This window comes from Caballeronia mineralivorans PML1(12), from assembly GCF_001028175.1.
Taxonomy (GTDB): domain Bacteria; phylum Pseudomonadota; class Gammaproteobacteria; order Burkholderiales; family Burkholderiaceae; genus Caballeronia; species Caballeronia mineralivorans.
In genome coordinates, this window is record NZ_AEJF01000103.1 from 1 (window position 1) to 18,710 (window position 18,710).

The 18,710-nt window shown below is 60.3% G+C and carries 12 protein-coding genes; 5 read left to right on the plus strand and 7 right to left on the minus strand.

What is annotated here, in order from left to right:
• The 5 genes from EOS_RS16125 to EOS_RS16145 form a co-directional block, all read right to left on the minus strand.
• Nucleotides 1-873 (minus strand): efflux transporter outer membrane subunit (locus tag EOS_RS16125; RefSeq protein ID WP_047847669.1); only part of this gene is annotated, 873 nt, incomplete at its 3' end.
• Nucleotides 866-2,074: an efflux RND transporter periplasmic adaptor subunit gene (locus tag EOS_RS16130; protein WP_047847670.1), complete on the minus strand. Its 1,209-nt coding sequence runs from the start codon at nucleotides 2,072-2,074 to the stop codon at nucleotides 866-868. The genes EOS_RS16125 and EOS_RS16130, both read right to left, overlap by 8 nt.
• Entirely contained in the window at nucleotides 2,064-5,294 is a 3,231-nt protein-coding gene (locus tag EOS_RS16135; RefSeq protein WP_047847671.1) for an efflux RND transporter permease subunit, read from the minus strand. Before EOS_RS16135 ends, EOS_RS16130 begins: the two co-directional genes overlap by 11 nt.
• Nucleotides 5,295-5,532: 238 nt before the next feature.
• Nucleotides 5,533-6,207: a response regulator transcription factor gene (locus tag EOS_RS16140; protein ID WP_047847672.1), complete on the minus strand. Its 675-nt coding sequence runs from the start codon at nucleotides 6,205-6,207 to the stop codon at nucleotides 5,533-5,535.
• A gap of 30 nt (nucleotides 6,208-6,237) precedes the next feature.
• Complete coding sequence (locus tag EOS_RS16145) at nucleotides 6,238-7,161, minus strand: LysR family transcriptional regulator (protein ID WP_047847673.1); 924 nt, start codon at nucleotides 7,159-7,161, stop codon at nucleotides 6,238-6,240.
• Between the two features lie 433 nt (nucleotides 7,162-7,594).
• Here EOS_RS16145 and EOS_RS16150 point away from each other — a divergent pair, with 433 nt between their 5' ends.
• Complete coding sequence (locus EOS_RS16150) at nucleotides 7,595-8,761, plus strand: porin (protein ID WP_047847674.1); 1,167 nt, start codon at nucleotides 7,595-7,597, stop codon at nucleotides 8,759-8,761.
• A gap of 946 nt (nucleotides 8,762-9,707) precedes the next feature.
• Here the strand turns inward: EOS_RS16150 and EOS_RS16155 are convergent.
• Nucleotides 9,708-10,082: a hypothetical protein gene (locus EOS_RS16155; RefSeq protein WP_047847675.1), complete on the minus strand. Its 375-nt coding sequence runs from the start codon at nucleotides 10,080-10,082 to the stop codon at nucleotides 9,708-9,710.
• A gap of 733 nt (nucleotides 10,083-10,815) precedes the next feature.
• Between EOS_RS16155 and EOS_RS16160 the strand changes: the two genes are divergently transcribed.
• From EOS_RS16160 to EOS_RS16175, 4 genes are all read left to right on the plus strand, one after another.
• A complete protein-coding gene (locus tag EOS_RS16160) occupies nucleotides 10,816-12,378 on the plus strand; it encodes an NADH-quinone oxidoreductase subunit M (RefSeq protein ID WP_047847691.1) in 1,563 nt (520 codons plus the stop codon).
• 268 nt (nucleotides 12,379-12,646) lie between these two features.
• Complete coding sequence (locus EOS_RS16165; RefSeq protein ID WP_047847676.1) at nucleotides 12,647-13,384, plus strand: gluconate 2-dehydrogenase subunit 3 family protein; 738 nt, start codon at nucleotides 12,647-12,649, stop codon at nucleotides 13,382-13,384.
• Nucleotides 13,384-15,162, plus strand: a complete 1,779-nt coding sequence (locus EOS_RS16170; RefSeq protein WP_047847677.1) for a GMC family oxidoreductase — start codon at nucleotides 13,384-13,386, stop codon at nucleotides 15,160-15,162. Before EOS_RS16165 ends, EOS_RS16170 begins: the two co-directional genes overlap by 1 nt.
• A complete protein-coding gene (locus tag EOS_RS16175; protein WP_075645348.1) occupies nucleotides 15,099-16,487 on the plus strand; it encodes a c-type cytochrome in 1,389 nt (462 codons plus the stop codon). Before EOS_RS16170 ends, EOS_RS16175 begins: the two co-directional genes overlap by 64 nt.
• Nucleotides 16,488-16,527: 40 nt before the next feature.
• On the opposite strand, the gene EOS_RS16180 is transcribed toward EOS_RS16175, so the two are convergent.
• A complete protein-coding gene (locus EOS_RS16180; protein ID WP_047847678.1) occupies nucleotides 16,528-18,408 on the minus strand; it encodes an ABC transporter ATP-binding protein in 1,881 nt (626 codons plus the stop codon).
• Nucleotides 18,409-18,710 lie beyond the last annotated feature (302 nt).

Sequence of the window (18,710 nt, forward strand, 5' to 3'; positions counted from 1 at the left end):
AACGTCCGGCCTGCGCTGCAGGAGCGTTGCCGCCAGCCCGGTCGGCACATGGGGCAGGTAGTTGAACGCAACGTCCGGCGGCAGCGAGAACGACGAAGCCGGCGTTCCGGTGAGCGTAGCGATCGCGTGTTCGAGCAGCGCGCGGCTCGCTTGCGTGTCGTCGGCAGCGGCACGGGCCGACGCAAGTTGCGTCTGTGCCCGCGATACATCCATGCCCGAGGCAAGGCCGCCGTCGTGACGGCTCACGGTCAGCTTCAGCGCACGCTTATACGTATCGATGGTGTCGTTGAGCAGCTTGGCACGCTGGTCGAGACCGCGTAATTCGAAGTAGGTCGAAGCGAGGCTTGCCTGCAGGCTCAGGCGCAACGATTCAAGATCGTCGGCGCTGGCTTCCTCTTGCGAGTGCCCGGCGCTCACCTGATTGCGCACCTTGCCCCACAGGTCGAGGTCGTAGCCAATACCGACATCGGCTGTCGCCGAGTTGTAGGTTGAGGGCTGGGTCGCGCCGCGCAACGGCCGGTTATCCGACTGCCGTTGGCGCGACACATCGGCTTCCGCGCCAATGGTCGGGAACAGCCCGGAACGCGCCTCTTGCAGATAAGCGCTGGCTTCGTCATGCCGTGCGACGGCCGCCGCCACGTTGGGATTGGCCGTCGCGATCCTGGTTTCCAGCCCGCTCAATACAGGATCGCGATACATGGTCCACCAGCCGTCACGCGGGATACGATCGGCGGGTTTTGCCGGTTGCCACGGGCCGGCCTCCTTGAAGGTGGCAGGAGTCGCCGTGGCGGGCACCTGGTAGGTGGGCGCAAACGAGCAGGCGTTCAGCACGGCGGCACAAGCTGCCGCTATCATGAGACGACGCTTACCCATGCGCGTGCTCCGGCTGCCCGGTAGCCGTGGTGGCTGCGGTGGCCACGGCCGTCGCGGCGCGGCGCACGAGTTCGCCTTCGGCGAGCGAGTCCGGCGGGTTGTCGACGATTCGGTCGCTCGCCGACAATCCCGACGCAATCAGGACTTGGGTGCCGAGATCGGTCGCGATCTTCACGTTCTTCAGATGCACGTGGTTGTTCGAATCGACGACCGCAACCTGCATGTTGTCGGTGCGGAAGATCAGCGTGCTTGCCGGGACCAGCAGCGCGTTGCCGCTGTTAGGCAAGACAAAGTGCACCTGCGTGTATTCGCCCGGCAACAGGAGGCCCGATGAATTGTCCACCGACAACTGCACCAGCAACGTGCCGGACGCCGGCGTGATGGCGTCGTCTGTATCGACGAGTTTTGCGTCGAAGGTCATGCCCGGGCGTTCTGGCACGGTCAGCTTGGCCATGAGTCCCGGCTTGATCGCAGCAGCATCGCTTTGCGGCACGTTCACATAAACCCGCAAGCGGCGCGCGTCCGAGACCGCGAACAGTTCCGGACCGGTGCCGCCGCCAGCATCGATCAATGCGCCGATATCCGTCTTGCGCGCCGTCACGATACCGTCGAACGGCGCCGTGATGCGCTTGAACGATTCAAGCGCTTCGAGGCGCGCGACGTTGGCGCGGCTGGCATCGACGGTCGCCTGCTTGGCAACCAGGTCGCTGGTCTTTTCATCGGCGTCCTGTTGCGAGACCGAGTCCTGCGTCAGCATCTGGGTCCAGCGTCGCGCCGTGGTCGCTGCGAGCTTTTCGTTCGCCACCGTATTGGCGAGGTCGGCGCGTGCCTGTTGTAGTTGCTGATCGAGATCTGGCGTGTCGATCACGCCCAGTAACTGGCCGGCTTTTACGTGCGTGCCAATGTCGGCGTACCACGTTTGCAGATAACCGGACACGCGGGCATAGATAGGCGCATTGACGAAGGCCGCGAGCTGCCCCGGCAGTTTCAGCGCCTGTTCGGCTGCCGGCAGTTGCGGCGCGACGGTGGCAACCGTCGGCACGGCTTGCGCGTCGGTCCAGGTCGTCAGTTCACGCTCGGCACGCGAGCGGCTGATGATGCCGTCCGCCACCACGCCCGCGGCGATCAGCGCGACGATCAGACCGATCAGCTTCAGATGGCGCAAGCGCTTAGGGGAATTGATTTCAATTTCAGTGGACATGCGATTCTCCCGATCCGGAAAGGTTGTGATCCTCTTTAGCCTTGTCGTTGCGATGCACGAGGCTGAACACGACAGGTACGAACAGCAGCGTGGCGATGGTGGCGCACATCAGGCCGCCGATCACCGCGCGGCCGAGCGGGGCGTTCTGCTCGCCGCCGTCGCCGAGACCCAGCGCCATCGGCAACATGCCGATGATCATCGCGAGCGCCGTCATCAGCACCGGGCGAAAACGCGTGAAGCCGGCTTCCATCGCGGCGACCAGTGCGTTGCCGGTAATGGCCAGCCGTTCGCGCGCGAAGCTCACGACCAGGATGGAGTTGGCCGTGGCCACGCCCATGCAGAGGATGGCGCCGGTCAGCGCTGGTACGGACAGCGGCGTGTGTGTAATGAACAGCATCCAGACAATGCCCGCGAGCGCCGCTGGCAACGCGGTCACGATGACGAAGGCATCGCTCCACGAATGGAAGTTCACGACGATCAGCAAGTAGATCAGCGCAATCGCCCCGATCAGGCCGAGGCCCAGTCCCATGAACGCACTGTTCATGGTCTGGACCTGGCCTCGCACCGTCACTTGCGAGCCCTTGGGAACATCCTTGGCGCTCTGGTGCATGAGCGTATTGATCCGTGTCGTCACAGCGCCGAGATCGCGGCCTTGCGTGGTCGCGTAGATGTCGTACAGCGGTTCGATGTTGTAGTGCGAGACAACCGCGTTGCCGACACCTCGCTTGATGGTTGCAATGCCGCCGAGAATTTGCGCTTCACCGGTCTTACCGGTGACCATCAGGTTGCCCAGGTCGTTGAGCGAGGTCATGCGGTATTGCGGCGTTTGTGCGACGACCGCATACGACACACCGTTCCTCGGATTGAGCCAGTAGGTCGGGGCCACCTGGCTCGTGCCGGAAAGGTTGGCCACTACCGAGTTCGTCACGTCGCTCTCGGTGAGGCCCAGCTCGTCGGCGCGGGTCCGGTCGACCGAGATAGTGAATTGCGGATAGGTCGTCGCCTGCTGAATACGCGTGTCGGCAATCCCTGGAATCAGTTGCACCTTGCGCAGGAGTTGCTGCGCATACGCGTAGTTGCCGGCTTGGTTCGGACCGGCGACCTGAATGTCGATCGGTGCCGGCGAGCCGAAGTTGAGAATCTGCGAAATGATGTCTGCCGGCAGGAACGAGAAGGTCACGCCTGGATACTCGCGTGGCAGCAACTGGCGCAATTTCTTGACGTACCCGGCCGTTGGCGCATGGTTTTCGCCCAGCGAGATGAGGATGTCGCCGTCGGCGGGCCCCATCGTGCCGCTGTTGTTATAGGTCAGGTTGATACCGCTGTTCGGCAAGCCGATATTGTCGATGACGGAAAGCACCTGGTTCGGCGGGATGGTCCGGCGAACGGTGTTCTCGACGCGGTCGAAGAGGTTGGCCGTCTGTTCGATCCGCAAGCCTATCGGACCCCGCACGTGCAGCGCGATTTCACCCGAGTCGATGTTCGGGAAGAAGTTGCGGCCCAGATACGGCGAGAGCAGGAAGGAGGCCGCGACTACGGCCAGGAAACCGATGATGAACCGCTTGCGGTTGCTGAGCACCATCCCGAGCAGGATGCGATACACACCGCGAAAACGCTCGAACAGTTGCTCGAAGCCGCGCTGGAACCGCACCAGCGGATTTTTTGAAGGCGCGTGATGGATCGAGCCGTGCGGGTCCATGACGGCGGCGAGCTCGCCCGATGCATGACCGCCCGACGCGTGCGGGCGCAAGAGGTATTGCGCCATCATTGGCACGAAGGTACGGGAGAGCACGAACGAGGCGATCATCGCGAAGATCACGGCCTCGGCCATGGGGACGAACAGGAAACGTGCAATGCCGTCGAGCAGCAACATGGGCACGAACACAATGCAGATACACAGCAGGGAGACCAGGGCGGGTGTCACGATCTGCGCGGCGCCGTCGAGGATCGCGTCCCTGACAGGCTTGCCCTGTTCCAGATGCCAGTTGATATTTTCGATGGTGACGGTTGCATCGTCGACGAGAATACCCACCGCGAGCGCAAGCCCGCCGAGCGTCATCACGTTGAGCGTCTCGCCCATGGCTGCAAGCGCCGCGATAGCAGCCAGCACGGCGAGCGGGATGGACGAAGCAATGATCAGCGTGGAGCGCCAACTGCCCAGGAACAACAGGATCATGAGCGAGGTCAGCGCCGCGGCAATGATGCCCTCGCGCGCCACGCCGCTGACGGCACCCTTCACGAACACGGACTGGTCGCCCATCGTCACGAGCTTGAGGCCGGGCGGCAAGGTCTCTTGAATCAGCGGTAATTTCGCCTTGATGCCAGCGATGATGTCGAGCGTAGAGGCCGAACCGTTCTTCAGGATACTCATCAGCACGGCGCGATGGCCGTCCAGACGGACGATATTGCCTTGCGGCGGATTGCCGTCGCGAACGTGCGCTACGTTGCGGATATAGATGGTCGCGCCGTTGACCGTCTTGACCGGCAGGTTGTTGAGCTGGTCGATGGCAAGCGGGCTATTGTTAAGCGTGATGTTGTATTCGAAGTCGCCGATCTTCTCGGTCCCCGCCGGGATGATCTGGTTTTGCTGCGCCAGTGCGTTTGCTACGTCCGTCGCGGACAACCGGTCCGCCTGCAGCGCCTGCGGATTCAAGTCGATCTGAACTTCACGCGTCTTGCCGCCATAGGGAGTCGGAATGGCGACGCCCGGCACGCTCAGCAACGCGGGACGGATGAAGTTGGTTGCATAGTCGGCGAGTTTCTGCTCGTCGAGCGTGTTGCTGGTGAGCGCTATCTGAAGGACGGGTACCGTCGACGCGTTGTAGTTCAGGATCTGCGGCGGCGTGCTGCCGGGAGGCATCTGCTTGAGCACCGTCTGCGAAATCGAGGTGACTTGCGCGGTTGCCGTCCTGATGTCGACGGTCGGCTGGAAGAATATCTTGACGATGCCATAGCCGCGAAACGACTGCGATTCAATATGCTCGACGTCGTTGACGGTGGTTCCCAAGGTACGTTCGTAGTACGTCACAATCCGGCCCGACATATCATCGGGCTGGAGCCCTGCGTAGTTCCAGATGACGCTGATCACAGGAATACGGATATCGGGGAAGATGTCCGTCGGCGTACGGAGTGCCGCGAGTGGACCGATCAACACGATCAGCATCGCCAGCACGATAAACGTATAGGGCCGAGTCAAAGCTAATCGGACAATTTTCAACATTGAGAACGGCTCCGTTCAGGGGCGCGTGGTTAGCGCAGACATAAGGGCATCGGACTATGCATCGGACCATTTGCGCAGTGAAAGCGCCGGTGTCAGTCATTCTGGAAGGGGCGGGTTAACACCCGCGTACGGGAAAAATGAAACTAGTTTTAGTTTCAGGAGGAAAGTGGGAGCTATAAGGCTCGTGCGGAGCCACAAGGCGTTGTGCACCTTGTGGCTCCGCACGGTGATGAAGAAATCAGTCCAGCAAATAGCCGGAGCCGCGAATTGTGCGGATCGCCGGCCGGCCGCTGACGTCGTCCACTTTCTTTCTCAGGCGGCCGACATGAACATCGATCAGGTTGGTGCCCGGATCGAAACGGCAGCCCCACACGCCTTCGAAGATCATCGTGCGTGTGAGCACCTGGCCCACGTGACGCATCATGAATTCGAGCACGCGAAATTCAGTCGGCTGCAGGTCGAGAACACGGCCGTGAAGTGTTGCGCGGCGGCGGACGAGATTGAGTTCGAGGCCATGCACGCGCAAGACCGTTTCGTCAGATGACGGTCCGGCCTTGCGTCGAAGCAAGGCTTCCACGCGTGCGCGCATTTCATCGTGAGAGAAGGGCTTGGTGAGATAGTCGTCGCCGCCAGCCCGCAGGCCACGCACGCGGTCATCCACATGACTCATCGAACTGACAATCAGCACTGGTGTGTCGATGCCCACGCCTCGCATGGTCGTGACAATGGTGAGGCCATCCAGGTCCGGCAACACGCGATCGAGCGTGACGATGTCAAAACCGCCACCAATGGCCTTGGCAATTCCATCGCGGCCCGTGCGCGCGACCTGGACCGTATAGCCCGGTGCGGACAAGGCGCGCGACACTTCCTGCGCCATCAGTTCGTCGTCTTCTATGGCAAGTACTTTCGGCATTACAACGCGCTCCAGAGTGGGGGACGCACGTTACGCCGCAGCGCGAAGCCCTACTGCGTTATCGGGTGCGCGGTACTGGCTCACCGAGAAGTCGATGAAATGCCGGACCTTCGCGGAGAGATAGTTGCGGCCCGTGTAGAGAATGGAAACCTGACGCACGCCACCCGCTATCTGGAACTGGCCGAGGATCGGCAGCAAGTGGCCTTTGGCGAGATCGTCCTTCACCAGTGGTGCCGGCAACAATGCGATGCCCATGTCCGCCAGCGCGGCCGAACGAACCGTTGCGCTGCTCGTGGCGTGCAGCGCGTTGCCGGTCGCTACGCGATAAACGCCGTGCTGGTCCGAGAACTCCCAATTGCGCGCGGAGCCGTCGGAAATCGACAGCAAATGATGATGCGCGAGTGCTGTCGGATTCACCGGTGTGCCGTTCTGGGCGAGATAACCGGGCGAGGCGACCGCGACCTCCTTGAACGCTGTCAAATGACGGCACACCAATGACGAGTTGGGCAGATTGCGGTCGGCAGAAAAGCCGACGTCGAAACCGCCTTCTATTAACTCTATGGGCGAGTCGTAAGTCGTCACGTCGAAGCCAATGCGCGGATACGCCGCGCGATATGCCGCAAGCAGATTGCTCAAGCCGCATGCCGCGTAGGTCGTCGACGCCGCTACGCGTAGCGTTCCGCTGAGATCGCGGGTCGAGCGCACGAGGCTCTCTTCAATCGTATCGAGCTGCTCGATGATCGTGCGGCAACCGTCCACGTAGGCTTGCCCCGCCTCGGTCAGCGAGAGCCGCCGGGTGGAGCGATTCAGGAGGCGCATGTTGAGGTGCGCTTCCAGCATGCTGATGCTGCGGGTGACTGCCGCGGCCGACATGCCGAGTTGCTTGGCGGCCAGGCTGAAGCTGGTGAGATCGACCACGCGAGTGAACACGCGCATTGCTTGTAGCTGATTCATGACGGGCAGCCTGTATCGATTTGACTGAACGCATGATCGGCTACGCGACGTAACAAGGACGCGCCTGCTTTATTAAGTCTTTTTTAAGTTTGTTGGCTGTTCATAAGACGCCCATAAATCATCGGCGTGGCGCATTCGATACACGCTAACCCTCACTGATGTAAATGACACAAAACCGGAACGTCGCTGAAACCTAGTACACGTCTGCGTTCACGCCGATCCGCCGGGCCTCGCTTGCAAATATTGAAAATCTGTCATTCAGTTCAGCCCCGCTGTTTGCGTGAGTGCGCTGCGTAGACTTCGATGCTCTGAGGTCAGGGCCACACTCAACGCTGCATGTCCTTGCACTCGAAGCATCGTCTGCTTCGCCCTGGTCATGCGGTGTTGTTAGCTGCGTCCTGATCCGGAACCCGTTATCTATGTGGAGTTCAAGATGAAGAAAGTTTTGTTGGCTGCAACCGTTTCCAGCCTGTTCGCAGTCGCCGCGCACGCACAAAGCAGCGTCACGCTGTATGGCGTGATCGATGCCGGCGTGGTGTACGCGAACAACGCGCACGCGCCGGGTTCGGCTTCGTCGGGTCAGTCGTGGAGTGTGGGTAGCGGCACCGTCAGTAACACGCTGTGGGGCTTGAAGGGCAGCGAGGACCTGGGCGGCGGCATGCATGCCATCTTCAAGTTGGAAGACGGCTTCAACGTGAACAATGGTGCGTTCGCACAGTCGAGTGAGCTCTTCGGCCGTCAGGCATACGTTGGTTTGCAATCGAATCAGTACGGTACGGTGACGCTCGGCAAGCAATACGATTCCACGGTCGACTACCTTGCGCCGTTGTCGGAAGCAGGCCAGGGTCTGGGCAACAATCTTGCCGCGCACCCGTTCGATAACGACAACCTGGACAATAGCTTCAGCATCAGCAACTCGGTGAAATTTGCGAGCGTCGATTACGCCGGCTTCAAGTTCGGCGGCTTGTACGGCTTTTCGAACAAGGCGGGCGCGTTCTCGGACAACCGCGCTTACAGCGCGGGCGCGTCTTACTCCAATGGCCCGTTGAGCATTGCTGCGTCGTACTTGCAGATCAACAACCCGGGCCAGGGCGACAACGCCAACGGCGCGGTGTCGGGATCGAATAACACGGCAACGTTCGTCGCGGCGCGTCAACGTACGTTCGGCGGTGGCGTCAACTACGCTTTTGGTCCGGCCACGGTGGGATTCGTGTACACGCATACGAAGCTCGACGGTCTCGATGCCATCAACATGGACGGCGCTTACACGTCCTTGTCGGGCAACAGCCTGCGTCTCGACAACTACGAGGTGAATACGCGCTACGCGTTGACGCCTGCAATGAGTATCGAGGGGGCTTACACCTTCACGAACGGCTCGTTCAACACGTCTGCCGGCGACGCGAAGCCGAAATATCACCAGTTTTCGCTGCTCGCCGATTATGACCTGAGCAAGCGTACCGACGTGTATGCGGAAGGGGTGTTTCAACACGCTTCGGGTGGCAACGGTACGGTTCTTGGCGACGCAGCTATTAACGGTCTGAGCCCGTCTTCCACCGACAAGCAAGTGGCCGTGACGGTCGGCATGCGTCATCGCTTCTAAGGTGAGTTAAGGGAATGGATGCCGGGTGATTTTTATGCGGCGTCCGTTTTTTTGGGAGGGACGGGGCTAGCAGAAGGCCTTAATAGGTGGTTCGGGGTGTGGCGGTTGGAGTTGATGCCGAGATGGTGCTTTCGGTGTTAGTGGTCGGGGGTCGATGCCGGGTTGCTGCTGCTTAGGTCTGGCGGTCGTTATATGTTGGCTATTTTCTTTATCACTATTAGCCACTGTGCGTGGCGGCACTTCATTTCTTTTGCCGACGGCGAAAAAGAAACAGAAGCAAAGAAAACGCCTCCCAACAATCGGCAAGTTAGTGTCCCTAGCGTGCAGGCTCGGAGTTTTTGGCACCTGATAGCACGGTGCTCGCCAGACTCAAGAATGTTTGAAGCCCGACCTCTCCGAACACAGATACCCACACGCTTCGCCACCAGTGACTGAACCTGCCTAAGGGACACCCCGCGCTATCCGCGACCAACCTCCTCAAGAAATAAGCACGCAGACCACGTCGCCAACCCACCACGCAATGAGGCAACCAGCACACGTCAGGCCGTGCTGGTCTGTGGGTCATGGTGCTTGCCCGAGAGCGTTGGGGGCGAAGCGTGTTCGTGTCAGGATTCGCGAGAAGGAGGGGTTCAAACATCGGAGAGTCTGGCGAGCACCGTGCTATCAGGTGCCAAAAACTTGTAGCCTGCACGCTAGGGACACTAACTTGCCGATGGTTGGAACGCGTTTCTTTGCTTCGTTTCTTTGTCGCTTTGGACAAAGAAACGAAGCGCCGCCACGCGCAGTGGCTAATAGTGATAAAGAAATCAGCTAACTTAAATCCACCGCTAACCTGAGCAGCAGCAACCCGGCATCCCCCCGACCACTAACCCCAAAACCCCACCAAACAGAACCCCGAGTGCGAACGAAAACCCCGTGCAACTCGCCATCACCTCCATCGACCAGATCAACTCGGCACCTGGCTCACATCAAACAACCGGGGTGCCGGCTTAACGATAGCGTCTTGCAGGCGCTCGAGGCTCGACTGAGGAATCGCAAACCCGGCCCAGCCGAGCCCGGTATGCCGGAGCAACAACACGACCCCGTCGAACAACGGATTCTTGTCCAGGTACCAGCACGGATCGATTTCGATCACATAGTTATGTGTGCGCGACGGTTCGTGCGGCAAGGCCGGTGAGAGCCCCGAACGGATCTGGCCAAGACGTTCAATAAGCAAGTCCACGTCGTCAACATCGAGGATTGCCGCATTCGATCCAATATTGAAACGCACTGCCTGACGCCCGGAATCCTGGACCGCCTCAACTAATAGTGTCTGATACATCGCAAAACTCCCAATGTGTAATCGGTCCATTCATTATGGAATTCCGCAGATCGGGAAGTCTGAAACAACGCTATCGCAGAATGAAGTTTTATTTAGATTTGACCGGTTCGCCGGCGCTCACCGAAGGTCACTTTCCACACGCCGCCTCGCGAAAGGTTTCTGCCATATGTGAAGTAATACGAAGTAATCGACGCAGACGCTCACGATGAAGGCAACTATTCCCCGACCGTTCCCGTCCAGCGTTTTCGCTGCGCGCCCGGATGTCGGCAGTGCGGCAGTACTTCATCCACACAGCCACTGAGCCGGCATTACCTGATTGAAAGATAAATGAAATAATTTATGTAAGAAAAGGCCGATCGTATTAATCGTTCCAACCCCCCGTTTTATCCCCACCAAGAGACTCCACACCGCAGGCCACGTTCGCGAAAAATATTGTGCAATTGCACATTATCATGTTTCTTACGATATTACTAAACTCCTTTAAAACAATGCTTAAGGCAGCTTAACGAAAATTTCATTACTGCTGCGATGCAAAATATTTGCGTCTGAATTATCCTCGTTAACCCGTAGCCAGGATGCGCGCGATCGCGAGCGAGCTTTCGTTTTCTTACAACCGGCGTTTCATGCCGCTCCATGGAAAACAGGCTAACGGTTTGCTTTCATTCTTTCACTTTCAGTCGCGGCTTCGCCTCAGGCAGCCCTATTTGTGCTCAAACAAGGTCTTATCTTCGCGATGTCATCCCTACCGCTTCTCAGTCTTGCCATTTGGCTTCCCATCCTCTTTGGCGTTGCAATTCTCAGGATCGGGTCGGACCGCAACCCGATGCCTGCGCGCTGGCTCGCCCTTGCCGGTTCGATCGCCTGCTTTGTCGTCACGATTCCACTCGTCACCGGATTCGAAACCCATTCCGCCGCCATGCAGTTCGTCGAACGCGTGGACTGGCTGCCGGCTTTCGACATCTCGTATCACCTCGGTGTCGACGGCATCTCGATGTGGCTCACCGTGCTCACCGCGTTCACAACTCTGATCGTGACGATTGCGTCGTGGAACGTGATCACGGTGCGCGTCGCGCAATATCTCGCGTCGTTCATGTTTCTGTCGGGGCTGATGATAGGGACGTTCGCCTCGCTCGACGGCATGCTGTTCTTCGTATTCTTCGAAGCGACGCTGATCCCCATGTACCTGCTGATCGGCTCATGGGGCGGAACGGGACGGGTGTTGGCGGCGGTCAAGTTCTTCTTCTTTTCGCTGGTCGGCTCGCTGACGATGCTGGTGGCCATGCTGTACCTGTATCAGCAGTCGCATACCTTCGACCTCGCCAAGTGGCAGGCGCTGCCACTCGGCTTCACGGCGCAGGTGCTGGTCTTCATTGCGTTCTTCGCCGCGTTTGCCGTCAAGGTGCCCATGTGGCCGATTCATACCTGGTTGCCGCAGGTCCACCTCGAAGCGCCAACGGGCGCGTCGGTCGTGCTGGGCATGCTGAAACTTGGCGCGTACGGCTTCCTCAGATTTGCCTTGCCCGTCACGCCGGACGCGGCGCATTTCTTTTCGCCGGTGATCATCGTGCTGTCGTTGATCGGGGTGATCTATGCAAGCCTGGTCGCACTGGCGCAGACCGACATGAGCAAACTGCTAGCGTATTCGGCGATCGCGCATATGGGCCTCGTCACGCTCGGACTGTTCCTGTTCAACGATATCGGGATGAACGGCGCGATTGTGCAGATGATTTCGTACGGCTTTGTTTCGGGTGCGATGTTTCTTTCCGTCGGCATCTTGTGGGAGCGGACCCATACGCGTTCGATGGATGCCTATGGCGGCGTCGCCAACGTGATGCCGCGCTTCGCTGTCTTCGCAATGTTGTTTTCAATGGCGAACGTAGGCTTGCCGGGCACCTCGGGTTTCGTCGGCGAATTCATGGTGCTCATGGGCGCGATCAAGTTCAACTTCTGGATCGGCGCACTGGCTTCCACCACGCTGGTCCTGAGCGCTTCCTACACGCTGTGGATGTACAAACGAACAATCTATGGACCGGTCGGCAATGCGAGTGTTGCGGGTCTGGGCGATCTCGGCAAACGCGAGTTCGGGATGCTGGCTGCGCTTGCGGTTCTGGTGCTCGCAATCGGTGTCTATCCAAAACCGCTGACCGATACGATCGATGCATCTGCCGCCAATTTGCTCAAGCTGGCTGACGAGTCAAAGCAACCGCACACTGACTATGTTCCGGGGCCAGGCACCGGGCTGCGCGCGGCTATTCACTCACCCACACCGTTTCTGGTCGGCGCCAGACGGTTCTAGTGCTTGACTAATCGCGCGGTACATCGCGCAGCGACGGCGAGGCCTTGCAACAAGCGCTTGCAACAAGCTCTTGCGGAGCTAGCGCGCAGTGGGGTTACACCCAACACCAAGAACGACAAGTTCGCAATCGGAGCATTGTCTCGACAACGTGCCCGGACTTTTTAGCTTGCTCATCCCCGGCGATCGGTTCATCGTTCATGAAGCTCCAACCGATTCGCCGGCCCAGCACGCAACAGGCTCCGCACGAATAATCAAAGGAAGCTTCCCCATGCTCAAGTTCCTCCGCGCCAAGCAATCCAGTGACAGCAGGCGCACTTTTCTGCGCAAGTCCGTCGCCTTGGTGCCGATCGCAAGCATCGCCGGCTGCGACCTAAGCTCGACCTCGTCCACCACCACCGCGGGAACCTCCGCGACCCAAGCCAGCGCGACGCCGTACACCCCCGTTTTCTTCGACGCAAAAGAGTGGACGTTCGTGAGCGCGGCCGTCGACCGCCTGATTCCCACCGATTCCAACGGACCCGGCGCGCTTGACGCGGGCGTGCCCGAATTCATCGATCGCCAGATGGACACACCCTACGCCCACGGCGCGCTCTGGTACATGCAGGGTCCGTTTCATGAAGGACCGCCCGAGCTCGGCTATCAGCTGAAGCTGGTGCCGCGCGACGTGTACCGCATGGGTATCGCGGCCGTTGAGCGGTACTGCGGCAAGACTTACAACAAGACCTTCGCGACGCTCGACGCAGCCACGCGCGATACCGTACTGGGACAGCTCGAAGCCAACAAGATCGAGCTCGACGACGTCCCTGCCGGCACATTCTTCGCCCAGTTGCTGCAAAACACACGCGAGGGTTTCTTCTGCGACCCCGTGCATGGCGGCAACCGCAACATGGTCGGCTGGAAGACCATCGGTTTTCCGGGTGCGCGTGCGGATTTCATGGACTTCGTGAACCAGGACGGCAAGCCCTATCCGTATGGACCGGTCTCGATCAAAGGGGAGCGCACCTGATGGCATCAGTGAAAAAACCCCATGTGGATGCGGTGATCGTCGGCTTTGGCTGGACTGGCGCGATCCTCGCGAAAGAGCTGACCGAAGCCGGATTGAAAGTCGTGGCGCTCGAGCGCGGCGAGTATCGCGACACTTATCCTGACGGCGCGTATCCGAACACCATCGACGAGCTCACGTACAGCGTACGCAAGAAGCTCTTCATCGACCTGTCGAAAAATACCGTATCGGTCCGCCACGGCGTGAATGACACGGCGCTGCCGTATCGTCAGCTCGGAGCGTTCACGCCGGGTGAGGGCGTGGGCGGGGCGGGCTTGCACTGGTCGGGTGTGCACTTTCGCGTGGCGCCTGAAGAGCTGCGTCTGCGCAGTCATTATGAGGAACGCTACGGCAAGAAATTCATTCCCGAAGGCATGACGATCCAGGATGCCGGCGTGAGCTATGAGGAACTCGAACCGCACTTCGATTTCGCCGAGAAGGTGTTCGGGACATCGGGGCAGGCGTACAAGGTGAAGGACCAGATTGTCGGCGACGGCAATATCTTCGAAGCACCGCGAAGCGACCATTTCCCGCTGCCCGCGCAGATGAACACCTATTCCGCGGAGCGTTTCGGTCGTGCTGCCAAGGAGCTCGGGCTGCATCCCTACCGGTTGCCGTCGGCGAATACCTCGGGTCCTTACACCAATCCATATGGCGTGCAGATGGGACCGTGCAACTTCTGCGGCTTTTGCAGCGGTTACGCGTGCTACATGTATTCGAAGGCGTCGCCGAACCTGAACATCCTGCCGGCGCTCAAGCAGACGCCGAACTTCGAGTTGCGCGTGAAGTGCCACGTACTCCGCGTGAATCTCGACGACACAAAAAAACGCGCCACCGGCGTGACCTATCTGGACGCGGTCGGCCGCGAAATCGAGCAGCCTGCCGACCTCGTGATTATCGCGGCGTTCCAGTATCACAACGTGCGGCTGCTGCTGCTCTCGGGTGTCGGCAAGCCCTATGATCCGGTCTCGGGCGAGGGTGTCGTCGGCAAGAATTTTGCGTACCAGAACCTCTCGACCATCACCGCGTTCTTCGATAAAGACACGTACACCAATCCGTATATTGGCGCGGGCGGAAACGGTGTTGCGGTGGACGATTTCAACGCCGACAACTTCGACCACGGCCCACTTGGTTTTGTCGGCGGTTCGCCCTGCTGGGTCAACCAGGCGGGTACCAAGCCGATCAGCGGCATCGCGACGCCCTCCGGCACGCCGAATTGGGGCAGCGCCTGGAAGCAGTCGGTGAAGGATCACTACTTGCATACGGTATCGATGGACGCGCATGGCTCGAACATGACCTACCGCGACGTCTATCTCGACCTCGATCCAACCTACAAGGACCCCTACGGTCAGCCGCTCCTTCGCATGACCTTCGACTGGAAAGACAACGACATCAAGATGGCGCGCTACGTGACAGGACAGATGAATAAGATCGCCGAAGCGATGGGGCCGGTGGCCATCAACGTTTATACCCGCGAGTTCGGCGCGCACTTCGATACGCGCCGTTACCAGACGACCCACCTCGTGGGCGGCGCGATCATGGGTACGGACCCGAAGACGAGCGTGCTGAATCGCTACTTGCAAAGCTGGGATGTGCACAACGTGTTCGTGATGGGATCATCGGCATTTCCGCAGGGGATCGGTTATAACCCGACGGGACTCGTGGCGGCACTTGCCTATTGGTCGGCGAAGGCGATCCGCGAGCAGTATCTGAAGAATCCCGGCCCGCTGGTGAGCGCATGAGGACATTGAAAATATCGATGGCGGCCGCGCTGTTCGCGCTTGCGTCGCTAGCTCACGCCCAGGCCGATTCCGCTTTGGTCGCTCGTGGCGAATACGTCGCCCGTGCGTCGGATTGCATCGCGTGTCATACAGCCGTGAACGGCAAGCCGTTTGCGGGTGGCCTGAAGTTCGACACGCCGATCGGCGCGATCTATTCGAGCAACATCACGCCCGATGCAAACACGGGTATTGGTTCGTACACCTTCGAGGAGTTCGACCGGGCGTTGCGCGAGGGCGTGAAAAAGAACGGCGACTCCATGTACCCGGCGATGCCGTATCCGTCGTATGCGCGCTTGTCGAGCGACGACGTCCACGCGCTCTACGCCTACTTCATGCACGGCGTGAACCCGGTTCAGCAGAACAACCGCCCGGCCGGAATTGTCTGGCCGCTGTCAATGCGATGGCCGCTCACGCTATGGCGCATGGCGTTCGCGCCGAAGCCGCAACCGTTCACGGCGCCGGCTGGTGCGGACCCGGTTCTGGCGCGTGGAGCTTATCTCGTTCAAGGAGCGGGACATTGCGGCTCTTGCCATACGCCGCGAGCCGCAACCATGCAGGAAAAAGCGCTCACCGATGCTGACGGTCTGGATTATCTGTCCGGCGGCACAGCGATCGACGGCTGGATTCCGACGAGCTTGCGCGGCGAATCGCGAACAGGCATCGGCATGTGGAGCGAGAGCGATATTGTTCAATTCCTGAAGACCGGACGCTCGCAGCACACGGCGGCTTTTGGCGGCATGACCGACGTAGTCGGCCACAGCATGCAGCACATGAATGATGCTGATCTGATTGCGATTGCGCGCTATTTGAAGAGCCTGCCGCCGAAGCTTCAGGGGCAAACGCCATACGTCTACGACGACACGGTTGACAAGGCCCTGCGCACAGGCGACGTCAGCAAGCCCGGCGCGGCCGTGTACCGCGATAACTGCATGGGGTGTCATCGCAGCGACGGCAAGGGTTACTCACGCGTGTTTCCGGCGCTCGGTGGCAATCCGGTGGTGCAGGGCGCGGATGCAACCTCGCTGATTCACGTCGTGCTCTCGGGGAATACGTTGCCTGGGATTCGTACGGCGCCTTCGTCGTTCACGATGCCGCCCTTCGGATGGCGTCTCTCGGATCAGGAAGTGGCTGACGTCTCGAACTTCGTGCGCTCGAGCTGGGGCAATACCGGCTCGGTGGTGACTCTCGAACAGGTGGCGAAGATAAGAAAATCGGTGAAGCCGCCGGGTATGCCGCCAATAGGTGGCGGGCGGACCGAAGCCAATGCGAGCGCGTCCGCAGACTAGCAGGCGATGCAACGGTCCGGGGCCTACCCGGACCGTTGCATCATCTCCCGGTGATCAACGAGGAATCGTCGACATAACCACCGGCGGGGCGGCCGGTTTTTGCCGCAACCTGCGGCTCGGTGCGATCGGTCGTCAACCCGAGCGCCTGCCGTTCGAACAGACGCCGGTACAAGCCGTTGTCGAGCTCGATCAGCTTCTCGTGGCTGCCTTCCTCCGCGATCCTGCCCTTGTCGAGCACCAGCAGCCTGTCCAGCGCACGCACCGTCGAAAGCCGGTGCGCGACGACCAGCGTAGTGCGGCCGACCATCAACCGCTCCATGGCCTGCTGGATCAGCACTTCGCTCTCGCTGTCGAGACTCGATGTCGCTTCGTCCAGGATCAGGATGGGCGCATCCGCGAGGAATGCACGCGCAATCGCCACACGCTGGCGTTCGCCCCCCGACAACTTGATGCCGCGCTCACCCACGAGCGTTTCATAGCCTTGAGGCAGCGCCGCGATGAAATCGTGGGCGCTGGCCTGTCTTGCGGCCCGCTCGATTTCCGCGCGGGTCGCGCCTGGCCGGGCATACGCAATGTTCTCCGCAAGCGAGCGGTGGAACAGCACCGGCTCTTGCTGGACGATCGCGATCTGCCCGCGCAGCGACGCTTGGCCGAAATCGGCAATGTTCTGCCCGTCGATCAGGATCTGGCCGCCGGAGATGTCGTAGAGCCGCTGGATGAGCTTGATCAGGGTCGTCTTGCCGGACCCGGAATGCCCGATCAGCCCTACACGTTCTCCCGGTGCAATTCGCACCGAAAAGTCGCGATAAAGCGGCTTCGCGTGACCGTCGTAGGCGAAGGTCACGTGTTCGAAGCGGATCTCGCCTTTGCCGATCAAAATAGGGCCGGCGTCGGGCTTGTCTTCCACTCCCAGCGGCTGGCCTTCAAGCGACACCAGCTCTTCCATGTCGTTAACCGAACGCTGCAGATTGCGCACGTGCATTCCGACTTCACGCAGATACCCCTGCAACATGAAGAACATGGTCAGCGTGAACGTGATGTCGCCCACGCTGGCTTTGTCGGCTTCCCACAGTAACAACGCAGCGCCAAGAATTGCCGCCTGCATGACCACCAGCATGCCGCCTTGCACGCCGCCGTTGATCGTGCCGCGCTCCCACGTACGCCGGGTACGGTGACGCCACTTGCCGATCACGCGCGCCAGCCGCGCTTCCTCGCGCGTCTCCGCACCGAAGGCCTTGACCACGGTGTTGCAGCTCACCGCGTCTGCCAGCGCACCGCCCATGCGGGTATCCCACGCGTTGCCGAGGCGCGCCGCGGGCGCAACGAAGCCGAGCGACAGGCCGACGGTCACGGCAATATAGAGCAGCGACCCGATGCCCACGACCACGCCCATCACTGCCCAGTGAAGCCCGAGCAGCACCGTCGCCCCGACCAGCATGACGAGCGACGGCAGCAGCGCCACGAGCAAGGTGTCGTTGAGCAGGTCGAGCGCCCACATGCCGCGCGTGATCTTGCGTACGGTCGAACCGGCGAAGCTGTTGCCGTGCCAGTCGGCGGAGAAACGCTGCACGCGATGAAATGCGTTCGAGGCAATTTCACTCATCATCTTGAGCGTCAACACGATGATGTTCATGAACGTGAACTGGCGCAACAGCGTGCCGGTCAATCCGAGGAAGGCCAGCGTGGCGAATGCGGCCGTGGCCGCGCGCCATGCCAGCTCCTTGCCGGCCGCGCCGGCGGCGAGTGCATCCACGAGCCGCCCTGCGTAGAGCGGCGTCAGGACGTCAGCCAGTGCCGACAGCAGCGCGAGCAGGACGATGGCCGCGATGCGCCACGGTTGTTTGCCCCAATGAGCAATGGTGAAACCGAGAACGTCTTTGAACGCACGTCCGCCGAAGTCGATTTTTTTTGTGTAAGCCATTTGCCACAGCCAGTGGCGCGACGCGCCACGAGGCTATCCGGTCAGGAGAAAATGAGAGCGACAGCCGGAGCGCGCCTGCATGTGCGGGCGAACTGACAACAACGGACTGTCTGGAAACGGCGCGGGCTGCTGTGCCCGCGCGGACGGCGACCTAAGAGGGTCGCATTGCCGAGTTAGGGACGGCGGTAACGAATGTGATCATGTTTCGCCTCCCTTGGAGAGATGAAGGTTGAATGGCGTGGAGCCGGAGGCAATCCACGTCTCAATATTATCAGGCAGTTATGCCGGCTGCCAACCCTTTT